The 21,209-nt window shown below is 59.0% G+C and carries 20 protein-coding genes; 15 read left to right on the forward strand and 5 right to left on the reverse strand.

Annotation, left to right across the window (positions count from 1 at the left end; all coding sequences use genetic code 11):
* Positions 1 to 131 precede the first annotated feature (131 nt).
* Entirely contained in the window at positions 132 to 2,381 is a 2,250-nt protein-coding gene (locus V4835_RS17840) for a TonB-dependent siderophore receptor (protein ID WP_063145252.1), read from the forward strand.
* A gap of 107 nt (positions 2,382 to 2,488) precedes the next feature.
* Complete coding sequence (gene entD, locus V4835_RS17845; protein WP_331413063.1) at positions 2,489 to 3,136, forward strand: enterobactin synthase subunit EntD; 648 nt, start codon at positions 2,489 to 2,491, stop codon at positions 3,134 to 3,136.
* Positions 3,137 to 3,206: 70 nt separating this feature from the next.
* Here the strand turns inward: entD and nadS are convergent, their stop codons facing one another.
* From nadS to betT, 3 genes are all read right to left on the reverse strand, one after another.
* Complete coding sequence (gene nadS, locus V4835_RS17850; RefSeq protein WP_063145250.1) at positions 3,207 to 3,491, reverse strand: NadS family protein; 285 nt, start codon at positions 3,489 to 3,491, stop codon at positions 3,207 to 3,209.
* Between the two features lie 40 nt (positions 3,492 to 3,531).
* A complete protein-coding gene (locus tag V4835_RS17855; RefSeq protein ID WP_331414144.1) occupies positions 3,532 to 3,879 on the reverse strand; it encodes a type II toxin-antitoxin system RelE/ParE family toxin in 348 nt (115 codons plus the stop codon).
* A gap of 138 nt (positions 3,880 to 4,017) precedes the next feature.
* Positions 4,018 to 6,051, reverse strand: a complete 2,034-nt coding sequence (betT, locus tag V4835_RS17860; RefSeq protein ID WP_331413065.1) for a choline BCCT transporter BetT — start codon at positions 6,049 to 6,051, stop codon at positions 4,018 to 4,020.
* A gap of 128 nt (positions 6,052 to 6,179) precedes the next feature.
* Here betT and betI point away from each other — a divergent pair, with 128 nt between their 5' ends.
* The 8 genes from betI to V4835_RS17900 all read left to right on the forward strand — a co-directional run bounded on the left by betI (position 6,180) and on the right by V4835_RS17900 (position 14,624).
* Positions 6,180 to 6,767 (forward strand): transcriptional regulator BetI, encoded by a 588-nt coding sequence (betI, locus tag V4835_RS17865; RefSeq protein WP_331414146.1) that lies wholly within the window; start codon positions 6,180 to 6,182, stop codon positions 6,765 to 6,767.
* Positions 6,768 to 6,780: 13 nt separating this feature from the next.
* On the forward strand, positions 6,781 to 8,253 hold the full coding sequence (gene betB, locus V4835_RS17870; RefSeq protein WP_331413067.1) for a betaine-aldehyde dehydrogenase: 1,473 nt from the start codon (positions 6,781 to 6,783) through the stop codon (positions 8,251 to 8,253).
* 13 nt (positions 8,254 to 8,266) lie between these two features.
* Positions 8,267 to 9,931 (forward strand): choline dehydrogenase, encoded by a 1,665-nt coding sequence (gene betA / locus V4835_RS17875; RefSeq protein WP_331413068.1) that lies wholly within the window; start codon positions 8,267 to 8,269, stop codon positions 9,929 to 9,931.
* Positions 9,932 to 10,074: 143 nt separating this feature from the next.
* Positions 10,075 to 10,638, forward strand: a complete 564-nt coding sequence (locus tag V4835_RS17880) for a fasciclin domain-containing protein (RefSeq protein ID WP_331413070.1) — start codon at positions 10,075 to 10,077, stop codon at positions 10,636 to 10,638.
* A 43-nt stretch (positions 10,639 to 10,681) separates the two neighbouring features.
* Positions 10,682 to 11,236, forward strand: coding sequence for an RNA polymerase sigma factor (locus V4835_RS17885; RefSeq protein ID WP_331413072.1), 555 nt, complete (start codon positions 10,682 to 10,684; stop codon positions 11,234 to 11,236).
* Positions 11,233 to 11,880, forward strand: a complete 648-nt coding sequence (locus V4835_RS17890; protein WP_331414148.1) for an anti-sigma factor — start codon at positions 11,233 to 11,235, stop codon at positions 11,878 to 11,880. The genes V4835_RS17885 and V4835_RS17890 overlap by 4 nt, the downstream gene beginning before the upstream one ends.
* A gap of 275 nt (positions 11,881 to 12,155) precedes the next feature.
* Positions 12,156 to 12,896, forward strand: a complete 741-nt coding sequence (locus V4835_RS17895; RefSeq protein WP_331413074.1) for an SDR family oxidoreductase — start codon at positions 12,156 to 12,158, stop codon at positions 12,894 to 12,896.
* 33 nt (positions 12,897 to 12,929) lie between these two features.
* The gene (locus V4835_RS17900; protein ID WP_331413075.1) at positions 12,930 to 14,624 is read left to right on the forward strand and encodes a thiamine pyrophosphate-binding protein; all 1,695 of its coding nucleotides are present in this window, start codon (positions 12,930 to 12,932) and stop codon (positions 14,622 to 14,624) included.
* Between the two features lie 34 nt (positions 14,625 to 14,658).
* On the opposite strand, the gene V4835_RS17905 is transcribed toward V4835_RS17900, so the two are convergent.
* A complete protein-coding gene (locus tag V4835_RS17905; protein WP_331413076.1) occupies positions 14,659 to 15,357 on the reverse strand; it encodes a GNAT family N-acetyltransferase in 699 nt (232 codons plus the stop codon).
* Positions 15,358 to 15,558: 201 nt separating this feature from the next.
* Between V4835_RS17905 and V4835_RS17910 the strand changes: the two genes are divergently transcribed.
* The 5 genes from V4835_RS17910 to V4835_RS17930 all read left to right on the forward strand — a co-directional run bounded on the left by V4835_RS17910 (position 15,559) and on the right by V4835_RS17930 (position 20,592).
* Positions 15,559 to 17,127, forward strand: coding sequence for an ABC transporter substrate-binding protein (locus tag V4835_RS17910; RefSeq protein WP_331413077.1), 1,569 nt, complete (start codon positions 15,559 to 15,561; stop codon positions 17,125 to 17,127).
* Positions 17,128 to 17,225: 98 nt separating this feature from the next.
* Complete coding sequence (locus V4835_RS17915; protein WP_331413078.1) at positions 17,226 to 18,239, forward strand: ABC transporter permease; 1,014 nt, start codon at positions 17,226 to 17,228, stop codon at positions 18,237 to 18,239.
* The gene (locus V4835_RS17920; RefSeq protein ID WP_063145238.1) at positions 18,239 to 19,072 is read left to right on the forward strand and encodes an ABC transporter permease; all 834 of its coding nucleotides are present in this window, start codon (positions 18,239 to 18,241) and stop codon (positions 19,070 to 19,072) included. Before V4835_RS17915 ends, V4835_RS17920 begins: the two co-directional genes overlap by 1 nt.
* Entirely contained in the window at positions 19,065 to 19,901 is an 837-nt protein-coding gene (locus V4835_RS17925; RefSeq protein WP_331413080.1) for an ABC transporter ATP-binding protein, read from the forward strand. The genes V4835_RS17920 and V4835_RS17925 overlap by 8 nt, the downstream gene beginning before the upstream one ends.
* On the forward strand, positions 19,888 to 20,592 hold the full coding sequence (locus tag V4835_RS17930; protein WP_331413081.1) for an ABC transporter ATP-binding protein: 705 nt from the start codon (positions 19,888 to 19,890) through the stop codon (positions 20,590 to 20,592). The genes V4835_RS17925 and V4835_RS17930 overlap by 14 nt, the downstream gene beginning before the upstream one ends.
* A 69-nt stretch (positions 20,593 to 20,661) precedes the next feature.
* On the opposite strand, the gene V4835_RS17935 is transcribed toward V4835_RS17930, so the two are convergent.
* Positions 20,662 to 21,135, reverse strand: coding sequence for a cold-shock protein (locus V4835_RS17935; RefSeq protein ID WP_063145236.1), 474 nt, complete (start codon positions 21,133 to 21,135; stop codon positions 20,662 to 20,664).
* Between the last annotated feature and the right edge of the window lie 74 nt (positions 21,136 to 21,209).

A 21,209-nucleotide genomic window follows, 5' to 3' on the forward strand; every position in this document is an offset into this window, starting at 1 on the left:
TTTAACAGTCTTTTTTGTTTCAGGACAAATTTTATTGATAATATTATTGATAACTATTTGCATTTGCAATAGCGTAATGCCCGCGCTGTGGGAAGCGCGCTCATTAAATAACCATAAAAGCGGGACGTACAATGAATAAGAAGATTCACTCTCTGGCCTTGCTGGTCAATTTAGGGATTTATGGTGTCGCGCTGCCCGCCATGGCAGACGACAAAACCGCCTCTGCGCAGCACGAAGATACGATGGTGATCACCGCCGCCGAACAGAATTTACAGGCGCCGGGCGTGTCAACCATCACCGCCGATGAGATCCGCAAAAACCCGCCCGCGCGGGATGTGGCTGAAATCATCCGCACCATGCCGGGCGTTAACCTGACCGGAAACTCCACCAGCGGCCAGCGCGGGAATAACCGTCAGATTGATATCCGCGGCATGGGGCCGGAAAACACGCTGATCCTGATCGACGGCAAGCCGGTGACCAGCCGTAACTCGATCCGTCTGGGCTGGCGCGGCGAGCGCGACACCCGCGGCGATACCGGCTGGGTGCCGCCAGAGATGATCGAACGCATCGAAGTGATCCGCGGCCCGGCGGCCGCGCGCTACGGCAACGGTGCGGCAGGCGGCGTGGTAAACATCATCACCAAAAAATTCGACGACCAGTGGCACGGCTCCTGGAACACCTACCTGAATGCACCAGAACACAAGGACGAAGGTTCCACCAAACGCACCAACTTCAGCCTGAGCGGCCCGCTGGGCGGCGATTTCAGCTTCCGCATGTTTGGTAATCTGGACAAAACCCAGGCCGACGCGTGGGATATCAACCAGGGCCATCAGTCCGATCGTACCGGTGCCTACGCCGACACGCTGCCGGCGGGCCGTGAGGGTGTGGAGAATAAAGACATCAACGGCGTGGTGCGCTGGGACTTTGCGCCAATGCAGTCCCTGGAGTTTGAGGCTGGCTACAGCCGCCAGAACAACCTCTACGCGGGCGATACCCAGAACACCAACAACGACAACAGCTCCAGCGGGCTGGTGAAGAAAAACTACGGCAAAGAAACTAACCGTATTTATCGTCAGAACTTCGCGGTCACCTGGAACGGCGGCTGGGACAACGGCATCACCACCAGCAGTTGGGCGCAGTACGAACACACCCGCAACTCCCGCCTGGGCGAAGGGCTGGCGGGCGGGCTGGAAGGCCTGTTCAACAGCAACAAATTCACCGACACCGACCTGGCCGACGTGATGCTGCACAGCGAAATCAACCTGCCGATTGATTTCCTCGTCAACCAGAACCTGACCCTGGGAACCGAGTGGAACCAGCAGCGCATGAAGGACTCAACCTCCTTTACGCAAACCCAGCAGGGCGGCACCATTCCGGGCATGAGTAACGATCGCAGCCCGTACACCTCAGCGGAAATCTTCTCCCTGTTCGCTGAAAACAATATGGAGCTGACCGACAGCACCATGCTGACCCCGGCGCTGCGCTTCGACCATCACACCATCGTCGGCAACAACTGGAGCCCGTCCCTGAACCTGTCGCAGGGTCTGGGGGATGACTTCACGCTGAAGATGGGGATCGCGCGCGCCTACAAAGCGCCGAGCCTGTACCAGACCAACCCGAACTACCTGCTGTACAGCAAAGGCCAGGGCTGCTATGCCAGCGGTGACGGCGTGGGCTGCTACATGATGGGCAACGACGACCTGAAAGCGGAAACCAGCATCAACAAAGAGATTGGCCTGGAGTGGAAACGCGACGGCTGGCTGGCGGGCGTGACCTGGTTCCGCAACGACTACCGCGACAAGATTGAAGCGGGCTACGCGCCGATTGGTCACACCTCTTCCGGTAAAGTGCAGACGGATATCTACCAGTGGGAAAACGTGCCGAAAGCGGTGGTGGAAGGGCTGGAAGGCTCCCTGAACGTGCCGGTCAGCGACACGATCAACTGGACCAACAACATCACCTACATGCTGCAGAGCAAGAACAAGGAGACCGGCGACCGTCTGTCGATCATTCCGGAGTACACGCTGAACTCTACCCTGAGCTGGCAGGTTCATCAGGACGTGTCGCTCCAGTCGACCTTCACCTGGTACGGCAAGCAGCAGCCGAAGAAGTACAACTACAAAGGTCAGCCTGTGACCGGGTCTGAGAAAGATGAAGTCAGCCCGTACAGCATCGTTGGCCTGAGCGCAACCTGGGACATGACCAAAAACGTCAGCCTGACCGGCGGCGTGGATAACGTCTTCGACAAACGCCAGTGGCGCGCGGGTAATGCCCAGACCACCGGCAACGCCACCACCGGTGCGTATATGTACGGTGCGGGTGCGTATACGTATAATGAACCGGGTCGCACCTGGTACATGAGCGTGAATACGCGTTTCTAGGTAAAATCAAAACGGCAACCCCGTTGCCGTTTTTAATGTTTGCTCCCTCTCCCCGTGGGAGAGGGCCGGGGTGAGGGCATCAGGCCGCACAATTCTGAAGGAAAAACATGCACACCACCCACAGCACGTTCATTCTCGCCGGCCACACCGTCCATCACGTCACCTTCGATCCCACGACCTTCACCGACGCCGATCTCCTCTGGCTTCCCCACCACGCGCAGCTGGCTGACGCCGGACGCAAACGCAAAGCCGAGCATCTTGCCGGACGCATCGCCGCCGCGCATGCCTTACCTGACCACGCCGTTCCCGGCATCGGCCCCAGCGGCGAACCGCTCTGGCCGGAAGGGGTTTCGGGCAGCATCACCCACAGCGGCACGCAGGCGATGGCAGTTGTCGTCCGTCATCCAGATGCGCTGGTGGGTATTGATTGCGAAGCCATTCTTCCAGAACCTGAAGCCCGCGAAATCCAGGACGGCATCGTTGATGCGCAGGAAGCGATATGCCTGATGCACTCGGGCTACCCTTTTGCGCTGGCATTGACGCTCGCTTTTAGCGCCAAAGAGAGTTTGTTTAAAGCCCTCTTCCCGCAGATGAAGATTTACATGGGTTTTGAGTGGGCGAGAGTCACAGAGGTAACGGAAAAAACAATCACACTGGCGCTTTCGCGCCCGGCTGGAGACTATCCTGAGGGTAAACGCTTCACCCTCGTCTGGCAGCATAATGATGGGAACGTGTGGACGCTGCTAAAAGCCTGATGGCGCTGCGCTTATCAGGCCTACGGTAAAGCGGTTTTGTAGGCCGTGTAAGCGCAGCGCCACCCGACGTTCACTGCCCCGCAAGCGCTCTGTAAAACGCGGGATTATCTCTAATCACATTCAGCACTTTCGCCGCTAATCCCGTTGGGTTTCGCCGTTTCGACTCCCAGCTTTTAATCGTGTCAACGCTTGTACCCAGAGCCTTCGCCATTTCGCTTTGAGTGACATTTAACTGCTCTCTTATCGCCCGAACATCCGCGACCTCATAGCGAGTTACTCGTGATGGCGTTTTCTTACCACGTTGGATCTCGGCAGCCTCTTCAAGCGAAGCCTTCAGTTCATCAAAGATACTCATTGTCTGCCTCTTTTCGCCTGATGGAGTACATAGTACACCTTTAATTGACGGAACTGGAAGCGGTATTTGTGAGAACAGACGTGAGCTTTTTGAGTTCAGCTTTCTCTACATCGGTCAGGCTGTCCTTCATGCTTTTTGGATAGGCCATGAGGAAATAAATCACCTCTTCAGTAGCCAGAAAATATATGACTCTGGCCCCACCACTCTTTCCCTTTGAGCCAATAGCCATTCTTATTTTACGTAGCCCGCCTGTATGCTGAATTAAATCGCCTTTATCAGGCCAGGCAATGAGTTCCTTTTGGAGATCCTTTAATTCATCATCCGGAGCAATGCTTTTAATCTGCCGGGTAAAGAGTGATGTTTCGATAAACTCTATCGCGTGACTCATCCATAGTTCCTTCCCTGGACGCAGCAAAAGCCTGAATGCTTCAGCACCAGGCTTTTGCTGCATGGTTACTCTTCCTTGAGTAATATTGCGCCACACAACTGTATTTATATACAGATAAAAGGTATTTTAAGAATCCGTTTAGACATCCGGGAACATCACGCTATTCCCCGGCGCTTCCCTGTGCAGATGGATAAAGTTCAGGTGCCGTTCATACTGGTCCAGAATGTCCGTAATCACCTGCTCCTTGCTGTAGTCCATCAAATCATTCCCCTGGCTCCCTTCCAGCAGGAAGGTCTCAAGACGGTAGTAGGTCGACTTCCCGCTGCGCGCCCGGTAGGTAAACCCGGGTACCGAATACTGCTGCGGCCAGATCTGATAGACAAAGTTCTGCTCGTCGCCCATGTGCACCAGCAGGTCCAGGTGCCCCAGGGTCTCGCCCTCCTCCGGCGGCAGGTTTTTCAGCTCCACGTACGCGCCGCGCAGCTTCAGCTCCTGGGCCACCTCTTCCATCGCCGGGAAGCAGACCGTCTCCATCATCTGTTTGGTGTAGCGCGTGCCCGGGTAGTTCATAAGGCGCGAGAGGCGTTTCTTCCAGCTCAGCCTGTCCTGCGCGCCCATCGGACGCGGCGCGGTGTCGCGGCTGGCGCTGACGCGGCGGTAGTCTTCCACCTTGAGCGATTTATACAGCCCGGCCATCACAAAGAAGATGACGAAGCTGAACGGCAGCCCCATGATCACCGTGGTGTTCTGCAACGCCGAGATGCCGTTGGTCATCAGCATACCGAGCGTGAGCAGGCCGATAGCGACGGACCAGAAGATGCGCAGCCAGTTCGGCGCGTCGCTGTTGATGTCTTTAAGCATCGAGGTGAAGTTGCCCAGCACCAGCGCGCCGGAATCCGCCGAGGTAACGTAGAACAGCAGGCCGGTGATGGTCGCCACGGAGGCGCTAAAGGTGAACGCCGGGTACTGCGCCAGCAGGCTATAGAAGCCGCGCTCCGGGTGCGCCATCGCTTCCTGCGCGAAGGTTGCATTGCCGTGAATGATCTCGTGCAGCGCGCTGTTGCCGAACACCGACAGCCACAGCAGGGTAAAGGTGAACGGGATAATCAGCGTGCCCATCACAAACTGGCGGATGGTGCGGCCACGTGAAATACGCGCGAGGAACAGGCCAACGAACGGCGACCACGCGACCCACCACGCCCAGAAGAACAGCGTCCAGTTGTTCATCCACTCTACCGGGCGGTCGAAGGCGAAGCTGTTCAGCGTCATACCCATAAAGCGGTTTACGTAGTCGCCTACGTTGAGCACTAAGGCATTGAGCAGGAACGAGGTATCGCCCATAAACAGCACGAACAGGATCAGCCCCAACGCCAGCGCCACGTTCAGCTCGGAGAGCACGCGGATGCCTTTATCCACGCCCGACGTCACCGAGATGGTGGCAATAATGACGGAGAGCGCAATCAGCGCCGCCTTGGCCGCCATCGAATCCGGGATATCAAACAGCACGCTCAGCCCGTAGTTGAGCTGCACCACGCCAATCCCGAGCGTCGTCGCAATACCGAAGATGGTGCCGATAACCGCCGCGATATCGACGCTGTGGCCAATCGGGCCGTTAATTTTTTTACCGAAAATCGGATACAGGGCGGAGCGGATGGTGAGGGGCAAATTATAACGATAGCTAAAGTATCCGAGAGCCATGCCCATCAGGGCGTACATCGACCAGCCCGTCAGGCCGTAGTGGAACAGCGTCCAGACCATCGCCTGGCGCGCGGCCTCCATCGTCTGCCCTGCCCCTTCCGGCGGCTGCATATACTGCGTGACCGGTTCCGCCACGGAGAAGAACATCAGGTCGATGCCGATGCCCGCGGCAAACAGCATCGCGGCCCAGCTCAGCAGGCTGAACTCGGGCTTGGACTGCTCTGGCCCGAGCTTCACCGAACCGAAGCGCGAGCAGGCGATGCAGACCACGAAGACGATATAGAGCGTCGCGGCCAGAAGATAGTACCAGCCGAAGGTCTTCGACACCCAGTTCAGGGTGCGCCCAATCCACTCGGCAGAAAAATCACGAAAGAAGATCGTCGTCAGGGAAAACAACAAAATCAGCCCGGCGGAAGTATAAAAAACGACCGGGTTGATTTTGTCTTTTTCTCTGTCCTGTGAAAGGTCTGTCATCCAGTATCCCCACTGTTTTTGCAACTATTAAAATCCAAATCCGCAACAATTAAGACACATTTTATATTGAACGTCCAATCAAAAACAGCTTTAATGTATTACTAACGCTGATGAATGGAGTGGCAAAAATGCCCAAAGTGGGGATGCAGCCGATCCGGCGCAGGCAGCTTATCGACGCCACGCTGGAAGCAATAAATGAAGTGGGTATGCATGATGCGACGATCGCGCAGATCGCCCGCCGGGCGGGCGTTTCCACGGGGATCATCAGCCACTACTTCAAAGACAAAAACGGCCTGCTGGAAGCGACCATGCGCGACATCACCGGACAGCTGCGCGACGCGGTAGTAAGCCGCTTACGCGCCCTGCCGGACGGCAGCGCGGAGCAGCGCCTGCAGGCGATTGTCGCCGGCAACTTTGATGAAACCCAGACCAGCGGCGCGGCCATGAAGGCCTGGCTGGCCTTCTGGGCGAGCAGCATGCACCAGCCGATGCTCTACCGCCTGCAGCAGGTGAGCAGCCGCCGTCTGCTGTCGAACCTGGTGTACGAGTTCCGCCGCGAGCTGCCGCGCGAGCAGGCCCAGGAGGCGGGCTACGGGCTGGCGGCGCTGATCGACGGGCTGTGGCTGCGCGCCGCGCTGAGCGGCAAGCCGCTGGATAAGACCCTGGCGCAATCGCTCACCAGCCACTTTATCAGCCAGCATTTACCGACCGAATAACCGAGGAGAATTTATGTCCCGAATGGCAGAACAGCAGCTTTATATCAATGGTGGTTATACATCCGCCACCAGCGGTCGCACCTTCGAGACCATCAACCCGGCCAACGGTGAAGTTCTGGCGAGCGTACAGGCCGCCGGGAGAGAAGACGTCGATCGCGCCGTGGAAAGCGCACAGCGCGGGCAAAAAATCTGGGCGGCGATGACCGCCATGGAGCGCTCGCGCATCCTGCGTCGCGCCGTCGATATCCTGCGCGAGCGTAACGACGAGCTGGCGAAGCTTGAAACCCTCGACACCGGTAAAGCGTATTCCGAAACCTCAACCGTCGACATCGTCACCGGCGCGGACGTGCTGGAGTACTACGCGGGGCTGATCCCGGCGCTGGAAGGCAGCCAGATCCCGCTGCGCGAGACCTCATTCGTCTACACCCGCCGCGAGCCGCTGGGCGTGGTGGCGGGCATCGGCGCGTGGAACTACCCGATCCAGATCGCCCTGTGGAAATCGGCCCCGGCGCTGGCGGCGGGCAACGCGATGATCTTCAAGCCAAGCGAGGTGACCCCGCTCACCGCCCTGAAGCTTGCCGAGATCTACACCGAAGCGGGCGTTCCGGACGGCGTGTTTAACGTCCTGCCGGGCGTGGGCGCGGAGACCGGCCAGTACCTGACCGAGCATCCGGGCATCGCGAAAGTCTCCTTCACCGGCGGCGTCGCCAGCGGCAAAAAGGTGATGGCCAACTCGGCGGCCTCGTCCCTGAAAGAGGTGACGATGGAGCTGGGCGGCAAATCCCCGCTGATTATTTTCGACGACGCGGATCTCGATCTCGCGGCAGACATCGCGATGATGGCGAACTTCTTCAGCTCCGGCCAGGTGTGCACCAACGGCACCCGCGTGTTCGTGCCCGCGAAATCTAAGGCCGCGTTTGAGCAGAAAATCGTCGAGCGCGTGGGCCGCATCCGCTCGGGCGATCTGTTCGATGAACGCACCAACTTTGGCCCGATGGTCAGCTTCCCGCACCGCGACAGCGTGCTGCGCTACAACGCTAAAGGCAAAGAGGAAGGCGCGCGCGTGCTGTGCGGCGGCGATGCGCTGAAGGGTGACGGCTTTGACAACGGCGCGTGGGTCGCCCCGACCGTGTTCACCGACTGCACCGACGAGATGACCATCGTGCGCGAAGAGATCTTCGGCCCGGTGATGTCCATCCTCACTTATGAAAGTGACGAAGAAGCCATTCGCCGCGCCAACGACACCGACTACGGCCTGGCGGCGGGCATCGTGACTGCCGACCTGAACCGCGCGCACGGCGCCATTCATCAGCTCGAAGCGGGCATCTGCTGGATCAACACCTGGGGTGAATCCGCCGCAGAGATGCCGGTCGGCGGCTACAAACACTCCGGCATTGGCCGCGAGAACGGCGTGATGACGCTCCAGAGCTACACCCAGGTGAAGTCCATCCAGGTTGAGATGGGTAAATTCCAGTCCATATTTTAACCGGGAGGTTTATTTGCAATTTGACTACATCATTATCGGGGCCGGCTCTGCCGGCAACGTGCTGGCAACGCGACTGACTGAAGATCCGAACACCACCGTCCTGCTGCTTGAGGCGGGCGGCCCGGACTACCGCTTTGACTTCCGCACCCAGATGCCCGCCGCGCTGGCGTTCCCGCTGCAGGGCAAGCGCTACAACTGGGCGTATGAAACCGAGCCAGAGCCGTACATGAACAACCGCCGCATGGAGTGCGGACGCGGCAAAGGGCTGGGCGGTTCGTCGCTGATCAACGGCATGTGCTACATCCGCGGTAACGCGATGGATCTCGACAACTGGGCGAAAGAAACGGGCCTTGAGCACTGGAGCTACCTCAACTGTCTGCCCTACTACCGCAAGGCCGAAACGCGCGACGTGGGGCCGAACGACTATCACGGCGGCGACGGTCCGGTGAGCGTCACCACCTCGAAGCCGGGCGTGAACCCGCTGTTTGAAGCGATGGTGGAAGCGGGCGTGCAGGCGGGCTACCCGCGCACCGAGGATCTCAACGGCTACCAGCAGGAAGGCTTCGGCCCGATGGACCGCACGGTCACGCCGCAGGGCCGACGCGCCAGCACCGCGCGCGGCTATCTGGACCAGGCCAAAAAGCGCCCTAACCTGACCATCCGCACCCACGCCATGACAGATCATATTGTCTTTAACGGCAAACGCGCGGTGGGCGTCGAGTGGCTGGAGGGCGAAAGCACCATTCCGTCCAAAGCGACGGCGAACAAAGAAGTCTTGCTGTGCGCAGGGGCCATTGCCTCCCCGCAGATCCTCCAGCGCTCCGGCGTGGGCAGCGCGGACCTGCTGAAGCAGTTTGATATTCCGCTGGTGCACGACCTGCCCGGCGTGGGCGAAAACCTGCAGGATCACCTGGAGATGTACCTCCAGTACGAATGCAAAGAGCCGGTCTCCCTCTACCCTGCCCTGCAGTGGTGGAACCAGCCGAAGATTGGCGCCGAGTGGCTGTTTGGCGGCACCGGCGTGGGCGCGAGCAACCACTTTGAGGCCGGAGGGTTTATCCGCAGCCGCGAAGAATTCGAGTGGCCGAACATTCAGTACCACTTCCTGCCGGTAGCGATTAACTACAACGGCTCGAACGCGGTAAAAGAACATGGCTTCCAGTGCCACGTCGGATCGATGCGCTCCCCGAGCCGCGGCCACGTGCGGATTAAGTCCCGCGATCCGCACCAGCATCCGGCGATCCTGTTCAACTATATGTCCCACGAGCAGGACTGGCAGGAGTTCCGCGACGCGATCCGCATCACGCGTGAGATCATGCACCAGCCCGCGCTGGACAAATACCGCGGTCGTGAAATCAGCCCGGGCGTCGAATGCCAGACCGACGAACAGCTGGACGAGTTCGTGCGTAACCACGCCGAAACCGCCTTCCACCCGTGCGGAACCTGCAAGATGGGCTATGACGAGATGGCGGTGGTCGACGGTGAAGGCCGCGTTCACGGACTGGAAGGGCTGCGCGTGGTGGATGCGTCGATCATGCCGCAGATCGTCACCGGCAACCTGAACGCCACCACCATTATGATTGGTGAGAAGATTGCCGACGCCATTCGCGGGCGCGAGCCGCTGGCGAAGAGCGCGGCGGCGTATTATGTGGCGAACGGGGCGCCGGTAAGACGCTAAGCTATTTCCCCTCTCCCCACCGGGGAGAGGGAATTCACTTCCCCGCCAAAAATTTATTTTCATTTCACTGCATCCAGTTTCCCCCCTGCCCTCGTATGTGAGTATGTGAGCAACGCCTTTGCTCCCTAATCCGAGGATAAATGATGAAAAAGCTACTCAGTGTTGCATTCGTATCCAGCGCCTTGCTCTTCTGTGCAGGCGCATCAGCGGCCATGAACTCTGGCTCCGTAATGGTGGGCGGAGCGGAAATGTTCCCGAGCAAAAACATTGTTGAAAACGCCGTGAACTCAAAAGATCACACCACCCTGGTGGCGGCGGTCAAAGCGGCCGGGCTGGTGGAGACGCTGCAGAGCAAAGGGCCTTTTACCGTTTTTGCGCCAACCGATGCGGCGTTTGCAAAATTGCCTGCGGGTACGGTCGACAATCTGGTGAAGCCGGAAAATAAAGCGCTGCTCACCAGCATTCTGACCTATCACGTGGTTGCGGGTAATTACGATATGAAAGCGCTGGAGCAGAAAATTAAACAGGGCGGCGGCCACGCGGAGCTGAAAACCGTTAACGGGCAACCGCTGTGGATCATGAGTAACGGCCCGCACAATATTCAGCTCAAGGATGGTAAAGGCAACGTGGCGAACATCAGCACCTACGACGTCCATCAGAAAAATGGCGTGATCGATGTGATTGATACCGTCCTGATGCCTAAGTAGTTGTCTATACTTCGGAAGTGTGACGTTGCCTTCCGGGAAAAACATGGATAACGCGCTGGCTGAACAGCAGTTGAAATTAATGCAGGCGATCGCTAACGGCGATCGCCGCGCATTTGAACAACTTTACCGACTCACATCGCCTCACCTGTTTGCCGTCGCGCTGCGCATGCTGCGCCATCACGCCTGGGCAGAAGAGATCCTTCACGACTGTTTTGTCACCGTCTGGAGTAAAGCCGAAACCTATAACGCTTCCCTGAGCTCCCCGATGACCTGGCTTACGCATATTGTTCGCAACCGCTGTATTGACTGGCTGCGCAGCGGGCAAACCCGCGCTGCCGCCCATGAGGAGTCGTATTCGGAAGATATTCAGCTAAGCGAAAGCGATGAGCAGAATAACTGGCACGACGACGCGCAGGCAGCGCGGCTCAGGCACTGTCTGGAACATTTGAGTCATGAACAGCGCCAGAGTATTACGCTCGCCTACTATCAGGGCATGTCCCACAGCGACATTGCCGACTGGCTCCAGCAGCCTGTGGGCTCGGTAAAAAGCTGGATCCGCCGCGCGATGGATCATCTTCGGGAGTGCGTGGGTCTATGAATGACAGCGAAAAACGCGATGACATGCTGGCTGCAGAATATGCCCTCGGCACCCTGCGCGGAGGGGCGCGGCTTCAGTTCCAGAAAAGGCTTGCCGCGGAGCCCGGTCTGGCCGCCCGCGTGGCGTACTGGCAGGAAACGTTCAGCACGCTCGACAGTCATCTCGTGCCCGTTACCCCACCCGAGAGGGTGTGGAAGCGGATCGCCCTCGATCTGCCGCCGAAAAAGCCTTTGCGCCAAAACCGGCCTTATCTCGGCTGGATGGTCGCGGCCGGCATCGCCGCCGTTAGCGCGGTAGCCTGGTATACCACCCGCACGCCGGAACTCGCACCGCTAATGGTGCTCAACGATGCCCAACAGCACGGACAGTGGATCGTCAGTGCGGACAGCCGCCGCCAGTATCTGAGCATAACGCCTCTCAGGCCGAACGCTGTCGCGGCGCAAAACAGCCTGCAGCTTTGGCTTATTCCTGCCGGGAAGGCCCCGATATCCCTTGGGCTGCTGCAAAGTGATATACCGACCCATGTTGCCCTCAGGAACAACACCCTTACCCCTGATGCAATGATAGCCATAAGCCTCGAGCCCGAAGGGGGGTCACCTACCGGTCAACCCACCGGTCCCGTGCTCTACAGTGGAAAAATTTAATTCTCAGGCCTTGTTCGCAAGGCCGCGGGGGTCAGCATATTTCATTCTGTTCATATGATTGTTACATATAAGAATTAAATATTAGGACTGCAATTAATTTAATTATTAAAAAACGTCATTGACATTCTCTTCCGCACTCCATTAAGTTTTAAGCGAGCATTATTTCATTCCAGATACAGAATATATCAAAAACGAGCGTTTAAGAATTTTTCATAATTCTTAAACCCTTCCCTTCTTTTTATTTGTTTTGAATCATACAACAGTGAGATAAGATCATGAATAATAGTGCAAACAAAGTTGTTGTTATCACCGGTGCCAGCAGCGGTATCGGTCAGGCTATTGCCCTTCATTTAGCCAATAAACCGTTTTCGCTGGTCCTGGTGGCGCGCCGCCTGGACAGAATTAACGCCCTGGTGGATCAAATCATTCAGCAGGGCGGACAGGCGATTGCCGTTAAGGCCGATGTCACGCGCCAGGAAGAGGTACAGAAGGCGATAAACACCGCCGTCGCCGCATACCAGCGCGTCGATGTACTGATCAACAACGCGGGCTATATGGCTATCGCCCCCATCAGCGAGCTGAAAACCGACGAGTGGGATAGGATGATTGATACCAATCTCAAAGGCGTGCTGTACGGTATCGCGGCGGCATTCCCGGTGTTCCAGCGTCAGGGAAGCGGACACTTTATTAACGTTGCCTCCGTGGCGGGTATCAAGGTTCTTGCCCCCGGTGGCGTAGTGTACAGCGCCACAAAATTCGCTGTCCGCGCCCTGAGCGAAGGGTTACGCCAGGAAGCGGGGAAAACCATTCGGACTACCCTTATTTCCCCCGGCGCCGTTGAAAGCGAGCTTCAGTTCGGCAGCTCTGATGCCCCGAGCAAACAGTTCCTGCATGAATTTTACAAGCAGGCTATTCCGGCAGAGTCGATTGCCCGTTCCGTTTTATTTGCCATCGAACAGCCAGGCGACGTTGATATTAATGAAATTGTTGTTCGCCCCACGCAGGAAGAATTTTAGCATGCTTTAAATAATACTGAATGAGGTGTCATTATGATTAAATCATTAACGTCCCTATCAGATTTAAATATGCGCTCCGGCGCCGATATTCTCCTTGAGGTGCTGGAGAGTGAAGGCGTGGAATATATATTTGGCAACCCCGGCACAACGGAACTTCCGCTGATTGACGCCCTGCTTCGTCATGAAAACATTCACTATATTCTGGCGCTCCAGGAGAGCAGCGTGGTCGCCATTGCCGACGGCTATGCGAAAGCCTCCGGCAAAACGGGTTTTATCAATTTGCACACGGCCAGCGGTCTTGGGCACGGGATGGGAAATTTAATCAACTCGCGGATCATGAAAACGCCGCTGGTGGTCACCGTCGGGCAGCAGGACACGCGGCACTACGTGCGCGACCCGCTCCTGTACGATGACATTGTTTCCATTGGTTCGCCGGTGGTGAAATGGGCGCAGGAGGTCACCAGCGCCGATCAGCTCCCGGTTCTTGTGCGCCGCGCCTTTCATGCCGCCAGCTACCCTCCCGCGGGTCCGGTGCTGCTCTCTCTGCCAATGAACGTGATGGAAGAGCTCAGCGATGCCGGGATACAAACGGCCTCTAAAGTGAACTATCACACCGTGGCGGGCTCGCTGGACGACCTGGCGGAGGAGCTGAGCCTGGTTACGCCCGGCAGGATCATGATTGTGGCGGGGGATGAAGTTCACTCCAGCGGCTCGACGCAGGAGATTGTCCAGCTTGCGGAAGCGCTCGGTGCCCACGTTTACGGCTCCTCCTGGCCGTTGAACCTCCCCTTTCCCACGCAGCACGCGCTCTGGCGCGGCAACATGCCTACCACCGCCTGCGAAATTGCCAGCATCGTTAACGCCTACGACGCGGTGTTTATCATCGGCGGCAGAAGCCTGATCACCATTCTGTACAGCGAAGGGGACGCTATCCCGGGGACGTGCGCGGTTTATCAGCTTTCAGCCGACATGAACGAGCTGGGCCGCACCTACGCCACCCGCCTCTCGGTGATGGGGGATATCAAACTCTCCCTGAAGGAACTGTTACCGAAGCTTGAGCAACGCCGGGTAGCAAGCAAATTGACGCCTCAGCGGCTGCTCAAAACGGCACGCGCTGAACGTGAAAAAGAGTGGCAACTGCAGGAAGAGCGCCTGGCTGCCGAGCAGCTGCGCCCGGCGATTTCGCCGATGGTCGCGGCCTACGAGGTGATAAAGTCCGTTCCGCCGGGCATCACGATTGTCGACGAGGCGATTGCAACGGCCAGACACGTTCGCCGGTTTATTTCCGACCAGCAGCACCCGCGCTACTACTTCATGCGCGGCGGCGGTCTGGGCTGGGGGATGCCTGCGGCGGTGGGACACTCGCTGGGGCTGGGCCGCGAGCCGGTAGTGTGCCTGATGGGCGACGGCGCTTCACTGTATTCCCCGCAGGCGCTCTGGACGGCGGCACACGAAAATCTCCCCGTAACCTTTATCGTCATGAATAACCTGGAGTACAACGTGCTCAAAAACTTTATGAAGAGCCAGCCCGCCTGCAGTTCGACGCAGCTGGGACGCTTTATCGGAATGGATTTGGTTAACCCGCACATCGATTTTCAGTCGCTGGGCAGCGCCATGGGCATCCGCTGCTGCCGGGTTACCCAGGCGGCGGACATCGCCACGGCGGTGGCCAACGGGCTGCAATCCGGCAAAACCAACTTAATTGAAATCGTGATTTCGGCAGATTAATCACAGAATGTCGCTGTACCCTACATAAACGCTCTTATAACCGAAATGCCTCAAGCCTTTTAATCTGCCGCCCTTGTGCGTCAAAATTCTCCGCCGCCAGCCAGGCGCGCAGTTCGGCGTCTCTTTGCGGCCACTCGCCGTCAATAATAGAAAGCATATCGCTGTCGCGGTTGCGCCCTTTGCGCACCAGCTTCTGGCGCAGACGTCCTTCCCAGACAAACCCCAGCCGCTCCGCCGCGCTGCGTGACGCAATGTTCATGGAATCGCACTTCCACTCGAGGCGCCGGTAGCCGTGCTCAAACGCATTTTTCAGCAGCAGCCACACCGTTTCGGTGCCCATCCGGGTCCCTTTCATCCTGCGCGACCAGGTCACGTGCCCGATCTCCACCGACCCCAGCAGCCGCTCGTTAGCCATATAGCTCACCAGCCCCACCGCACGCTCGGTGCGTAAATCAATGACGGCATACGGCACCAGCTCATCGTCCATCACCTTAGCCATGATCCAGTGCGCGGTAGCTTCCACGCTCGCTGGCTGCGTGCTCGCAAGCCACGTCCAGTCGCTGTCGTCGCCCAGCGCGTAGGCCTCATAGAGATCGGCCGCGTGGCGATCGGCATCCAGCGGCTCCAGGCGACAATACTGGCCGAACAGCGGCGTGCGGGTTAAGACGCGCGCGCCTTTCCAGTCGGGAACGATATCGTTAACGGTTTGACCATGATGATTGATTTCGGGCACGGCGGTGACTCCCTGAAAGGTAAGGCATTTGTTATAGCAGGTTAAAAAGCGGGCGAAAAGCAGCGTATTTTAATAGCCCGAGCGCATGCGATATTCCCGGAAGGCATAAGGAAAGCTGAATTTCGACTTTGCGTAATTTCAGAGACGACCTAACGTAGCGGAGCATAAAACAATCACAATATATTCTTCTCAGGGATCGCTATGACTAAAAAATTGCTGCCGTTACTGGTGCTGGCTGCGCTCTCAAGCGCTGCCCACGCCGCTACTCCGCCCAACACGCTGGTTGTTGCCCAGGGGCTTGATGACATCGTAAGCCTCGACCCGGCTGAAGCCAACGAGCTTTCCAGCATCCAGACCGTGCCGAGCCTGTATCAGCGCCTGGTACAACCGGACCGCGATAACCCTGAAAAAATCACCCCGATTCTGGCGGAAAGCTGGGAAGCGGACGCGGCAGCAAAAACGCTCACGATTAAACTTAAGCCCGATGCCAAATTCGCGTCCGGCAATCCGCTGCGCCCGGAAGACGTGATCTTCTCGTACACCCGCGCCGTGACGCTGAACAAATCCCCGGCATTCATCCTGAACGTGCTGGGCTGGGACGCGAGCAACATCGCCAGCCAGCTGAAAAAGGTGGACGATCACACCCTCACGCTTCACTGGACGGCGGACGTGAGCCCGTCGGTGGCGCTGAATATTCTCTCAACGCCGATTGCCTCCATCGTCGATGAAAAGCAGGTCGCGGCGAACGTGAAGGATAACGACTTCGGTAACGCCTGGCTGAAAATGCACTCGGCGGGCAGCGGCGCGTTCAAAATGCGCGTCTATCAGCCGCATCAGGCCATCGTGCTGGAAGCCAACGAGTCAGCGCCCGGCGGCGCGCCGAAGCTTAAAAGCATCATCATTAAAAACGTCCCCGACCCGGCGTCACGCCGCCTGCTGATCCAGCAGGGTGATGCGGACGTGGCGCGCGATCTGGGTGCAGACCAGATTAGCGCCCTCGACGGCAAGCCGGGCGTCAAGGTACTGAGCATTCCGTCCGCGGAGCAGAATTACCTGGTGTTCAACACCGGCAACAGCGCCAACCCGCTGCTGAACAACCCGGCGTTCTGGGAAGCCTCGCGCTGGCTGGTGGACTATGAAGGCATCACCAAAAATCTGCTGAAAGGCCAGTATTTTGTCCATCAGAGCTTCCTGCCGGTCGGGCTGCCGGGCGCGCTGGAAGATAATCCGTTCAAATTTGATCCGGCGAAGGCGAAAGCAATCCTCGCCAAAGCGGGCATCAAAGACGCGCACTTCACGCTGGACGTGGAGAACAAGCCGCCGTTTATCACCATCGCCCAGTCGATGCAGGCGAGCTTTGCTCAGGGGGGCGTGAAGGTCGATCTGCTGCCTGCCGCCGGGAGCCAGGTGTACGCCCGCGTGCGTGCAAAGCAGCATCAGGCGGCGATCCGTCTGTGGATCCCGGACTATTTCGACGCGCACTCTAACGCCAGCGCCTTTGCGTGGAACGACGGTAAATCCAGCACCGTGGCCGGGCTTAACGGCTGGAAAATCCCGGAGCTGAACAAAGCCACGCTGGCGGCGGTAGCCGAGCCGGATCCGGCGAAGCGTCTGGATCTCTATAAGAAGATGCAGGAACAGCTGCAGCAGAATTCGCCGTACGTGTTTGTCGATCAGGGTAAAACCCAGATCGTGGTGCGCGATAGCGTGAAGGGGTATCAGCAGGGGCTGAACGCGGATATGGTCTGGTACGATCGCGTCACGAAGTAGCCCTTGTTGCCGGGTGGCGCTGCGCTTACCCGGCCTACGTTCTCGGTTTTTGTAGGCCGGGTAAGGCGAAGCCGCCACCCGGCATGAAGAGATTTCCCATGCCACATCTTTCCACCCGCGTGCTCCAGGGTCTGCTGACCCTGCTGCTCACGCTCTTCGGGCTGCTGCTCGTCACGTTTGCGCTCTCGGCGTTTTCACCTGTCGATCGCGTGCTGCAGATCGTCGGCGATCACGCCAGCCAGTCAACCTACGATCAGGTTCGCCACCAGCTTGGGCTGGATCGGCCCCTGCCCGTGCAGTTCTGGCACTACTTGCAAAATCTTGCCCACGGTGATTTAGGCACGGCCAGCGCCACCGGGCAGCCGGTGCTGCAGGACCTGCTCCACGCGTTCCCCGCCACGCTGGAGCTGGCGACGCTGGCGTTAATCATCGGCGCCGCGCTCGGCGTGATTGCCGGGGTGCTGTGCGCCCGCTACGCCGGTTCGCCGCTCGATCTCGCCATCAGAACCCTCACCCTGCTCGGCAACTCGGTGCCCATTTTCTGGCTCGGCCTGCTGATGCTGGCCCTGTTCTACGCGAAGCTGCAGTGGAGCGCGGGTCCCGGCAGGCTGGACGATATCTGGCAGTTCACCGTCGAGCCGCGCACCGGCTTTGCGCTGGTGGATACCTGGCTTTCCGGCGACCGCGAGGCGTTCCGCAACGCCGTCAGCCACCTGGTGCTGCCGGTGCTGCTGCTGGCCTATTACTCGCTCGCGAGCATCACCCGCCTGACGCGTTCCGCCTGCCTGAGCGAGATGAACAAAGAGTACATTCTGCTTGCCCGCGCCAAGGGTGCCGGGGAGATGGCTATTCTGCTGCGCCACGTGCTGCCGAACATTCGCGGCACCCTGCTGACGGTGATCGCCCTGGCCTACACCAGCATGCTGGAAGGCGCGGTACTGACCGAAACTGTCTTCTCCTGGCCGGGCATCGGGCGCTACCTCACCACCGCCCTGTTCGCCGGAGACACCACCGCCATCATGGGCGGCACGCTGCTGATTGGCGTGAGCTTTGTGCTGATCAATAACCTTACCGACCTGCTCGTGCGGGCGACCGATCCCAGGGTGCGCTGATGCCGTTTTATCTTTTCTTACGCCGCCTGCGCCGCTCCCCTGCCGCGTTTTGCGGGCTGGCTGCCATCGCGCTGCTGGTGGTTATCGCCCTGTTCGCGCCGTGGCTTGCGCCGCTTGACCCGAACTGGCAGGACGCCGCCGCGCGCTTACAGGCACCCAATATCCAGCACTGGCTGGGCACCGACAGCTACGGGCGCGACCTGCTCTCGCGTCTGATTTACGGCACCCGTCCGGCGCTCGGGCTGGTGGCGCTGGTCACCGTCATCACCCTGCCCGCCGGGCTGCTGGTGGGGATTTTGTCCGGCTACTACGGCGGCTGGATGGAGCGCATTCTGATGCGCTTTACCGACGTGGTGATGTCGATGCCGCGCCTGATCCTTGCCTTCGCCTTCGTGGCGATGCTCGGCCCGGGGCTGGTCAACGGCGCGCTGGCGCTGGCTCTAACCACCTGGCCCGCCTACGCGCGTCAGGCGCGGAGTGAAATTCAGCGTCTGCGCCACAGCGACTATCTCGCCGCCGCCGAAATGATGGGCATTCGCGGGCTGCGCCTGCTGGTCGGCCATATTCTGCCCCTGTGTCTGCCGTCCGCGATTGTGCGGCTGGCGCTCGATCTGGCGGGCATTATTCTGGCCGCCGCCGGGCTGGGCTTCCTCGGCCTTGGCGCACGCCCTCCAATGGCCGAATGGGGCGCGATGATCGCCGACGGCATGCAGGTCATTTTCGACCAGTGGTGGATTGCCGCCATTCCGGGCGGCGCGATTCTGTTTGCCAGCCTGGCCTTTAACCTGCTGGGCGATGGCCTGCGCGACGTACTGGAGCCACAGCATGACTGAACAACGCGTCATCGTCGATGCGCTGAATATCGACTACCCCGCCGCGCGCGTGGTCAACAACCTGAGCTTCACGCTGGGCAACGAGCGGCTGGCGCTGGTGGGGGAATCCGGCTCGGGCAAGTCGATGTCCGCCCGCGCCCTGATGGGGCTGGTGCGTAAGCCCGGCATCGTGAGCGCGAACCGGCTTAACGTGCTCGGCAACGACCTGTTGACCCTGAGCACCCGCCGCTGGCAGGCGCTGCGCGGCAACGGGATTGCGATGGTCCTTCAGGACCCGCGCTACGCGCTGAATCCGGCGAAAAACGTCGCCGCCCAGCTTGATGAGGCGCTGACCCTGCATCAGCGCCTGCCCCGCGCCGAACGCCGGGCGCGCATTCACGACATCATCCGCGCCGTCGGACTTAACGAACATGTCCTCCAGCGTTATCCAGGCGAGCTCTCCGGGGGCATGGGCCAGCGGGTGATGATTGCGATTGCGCTCATCAACAACCCGCAGGTGCTGATTGCCGACGAACCCACCTCCGCGCTGGACGCCCGCCTGCGCAACCAGATCCTCGAACTGCTGGTGCAGCAGAGCGAAGAACGCCAGATGGCGATGCTGTTAATCAGCCACGATCTGCCGCTGGTGGCGGAACACTGCGACCGCGTGCTGGTGATGTATCAGGGCGAGAAGGTCGATGAGATGGCGGCGAACCGGCTGCCGCAGGCGACGCACCCGTATACGCGCACCCTGTGGACCTGCCGTCCAAACGCCAGTACCTTCGGCCAGATGCTGCCGACGCTGGACCGTTCGCAGCCGTGGAAGGAGACCGATCATGACGCTCGTTGACGTTAAGGATCTCCAGGTGAGCTTCGGGGAGAAAACGGCGGTGTCCGCCGCCAGCTTTGCCATCGAGAAAGGTGAAACCTTCAGCCTGATTGGCGAATCCGGCTGCGGAAAATCGACTATTCTGCGCGTGCTGGCGGGATTGCAGCGCGAGTGGAACGGCCGCATTTCGATCCTGGGAGACGCGCTACGGCCAGGGCAGCGTTTTGAAGGCGAGCTTCGCCGCAACGTGCAGATGGTGTTTCAGGATCCGTGGGCGTCGCTGCACCCGAACCACACCGTTGCGCGCACCCTGTCGGAGCCGTTAAATATCCACGGCGAAACGCAGATTGCCGAAAAGGTGGCGGATGCGCTGCAGCAGGTGGGGCTTTCCGCCGACGCGGGCAGGCGTTATCCGCATCAGCTTTCCGGCGGCCAGCGCCAGCGCGTGGCGATTGCCCGCGCGCTGCTGCTGCGCCCGCAGCTTCTGCTGCTGGACGAGCCGACCTCGGCGCTGGATATGTCCGTGCAGGCGGAGATCCTGAACCTGCTCAACCGCCTGAAGGCCGAGCACGGCATGACCTACCTGCTGGTGAGCCACGATGCGGACGTGATTGCGCATATGTCCGACCGGGCGGCATTTATGGCGCACGGAGAGATCCAGCGGGTGTTTGACCGTGAGGCGATGTTGCGGGGTGAGCACAGGATGGGGTAAACCGCGTGGCGGCGAGCGCCGCACGGGTTTCGTAGGCCGGGTAAGGCGTAGCCGCCACCCGGCAAAAAATCACTTCAGCAGCTTCACCGTGGCATCAATATCGATCTCATCTTCGGTGAAGATCAGCGTCGTATTCTGGAAGGTGGTGATCGCCAGCTTCTTCACCGTGCGCATTTCGCCCGGCTTTTTCTCGGATTTCGGCTTGATGCTGTTCATCAGCAGCCCCACCGACAGCACCGCGTTCTCTTTGTCGATTTTGGTATCAACCGGTTCTTCTTCGTTAAACACCACGAAGGATTTGATGGAGGAGAGCTTCACGCGCTCGCCCGCAATAAAGAGATGTTTGCTTTCCGGTATCACCTTCACCGCATAGGCGGAAAGGCCTTTGTTGTTGGTGGTTGGCTCAAAGGTCACCGCGGCATCTTTCTTAATCAGATCGGGATTCGCGACCTTAATCACATGAAAATAGCGGTTGTCGCCGTTTTCATCTTTGATAAATCCGAAGCCTTTATCTTTAAACCACGTTGTGATTGTACCGTTCATCGCTGTTACCGCCTGTCAGATCGTAATGACTAAAGTTTTGCAGCGCGCAGTGTAATGCACAATGACGGAGGAGA

The organism is Enterobacter cloacae complex sp. CARB60, from assembly GCF_036487345.1.
Classification (GTDB): Bacteria; Pseudomonadota; Gammaproteobacteria; order Enterobacterales; family Enterobacteriaceae; genus Enterobacter; species Enterobacter asburiae_D.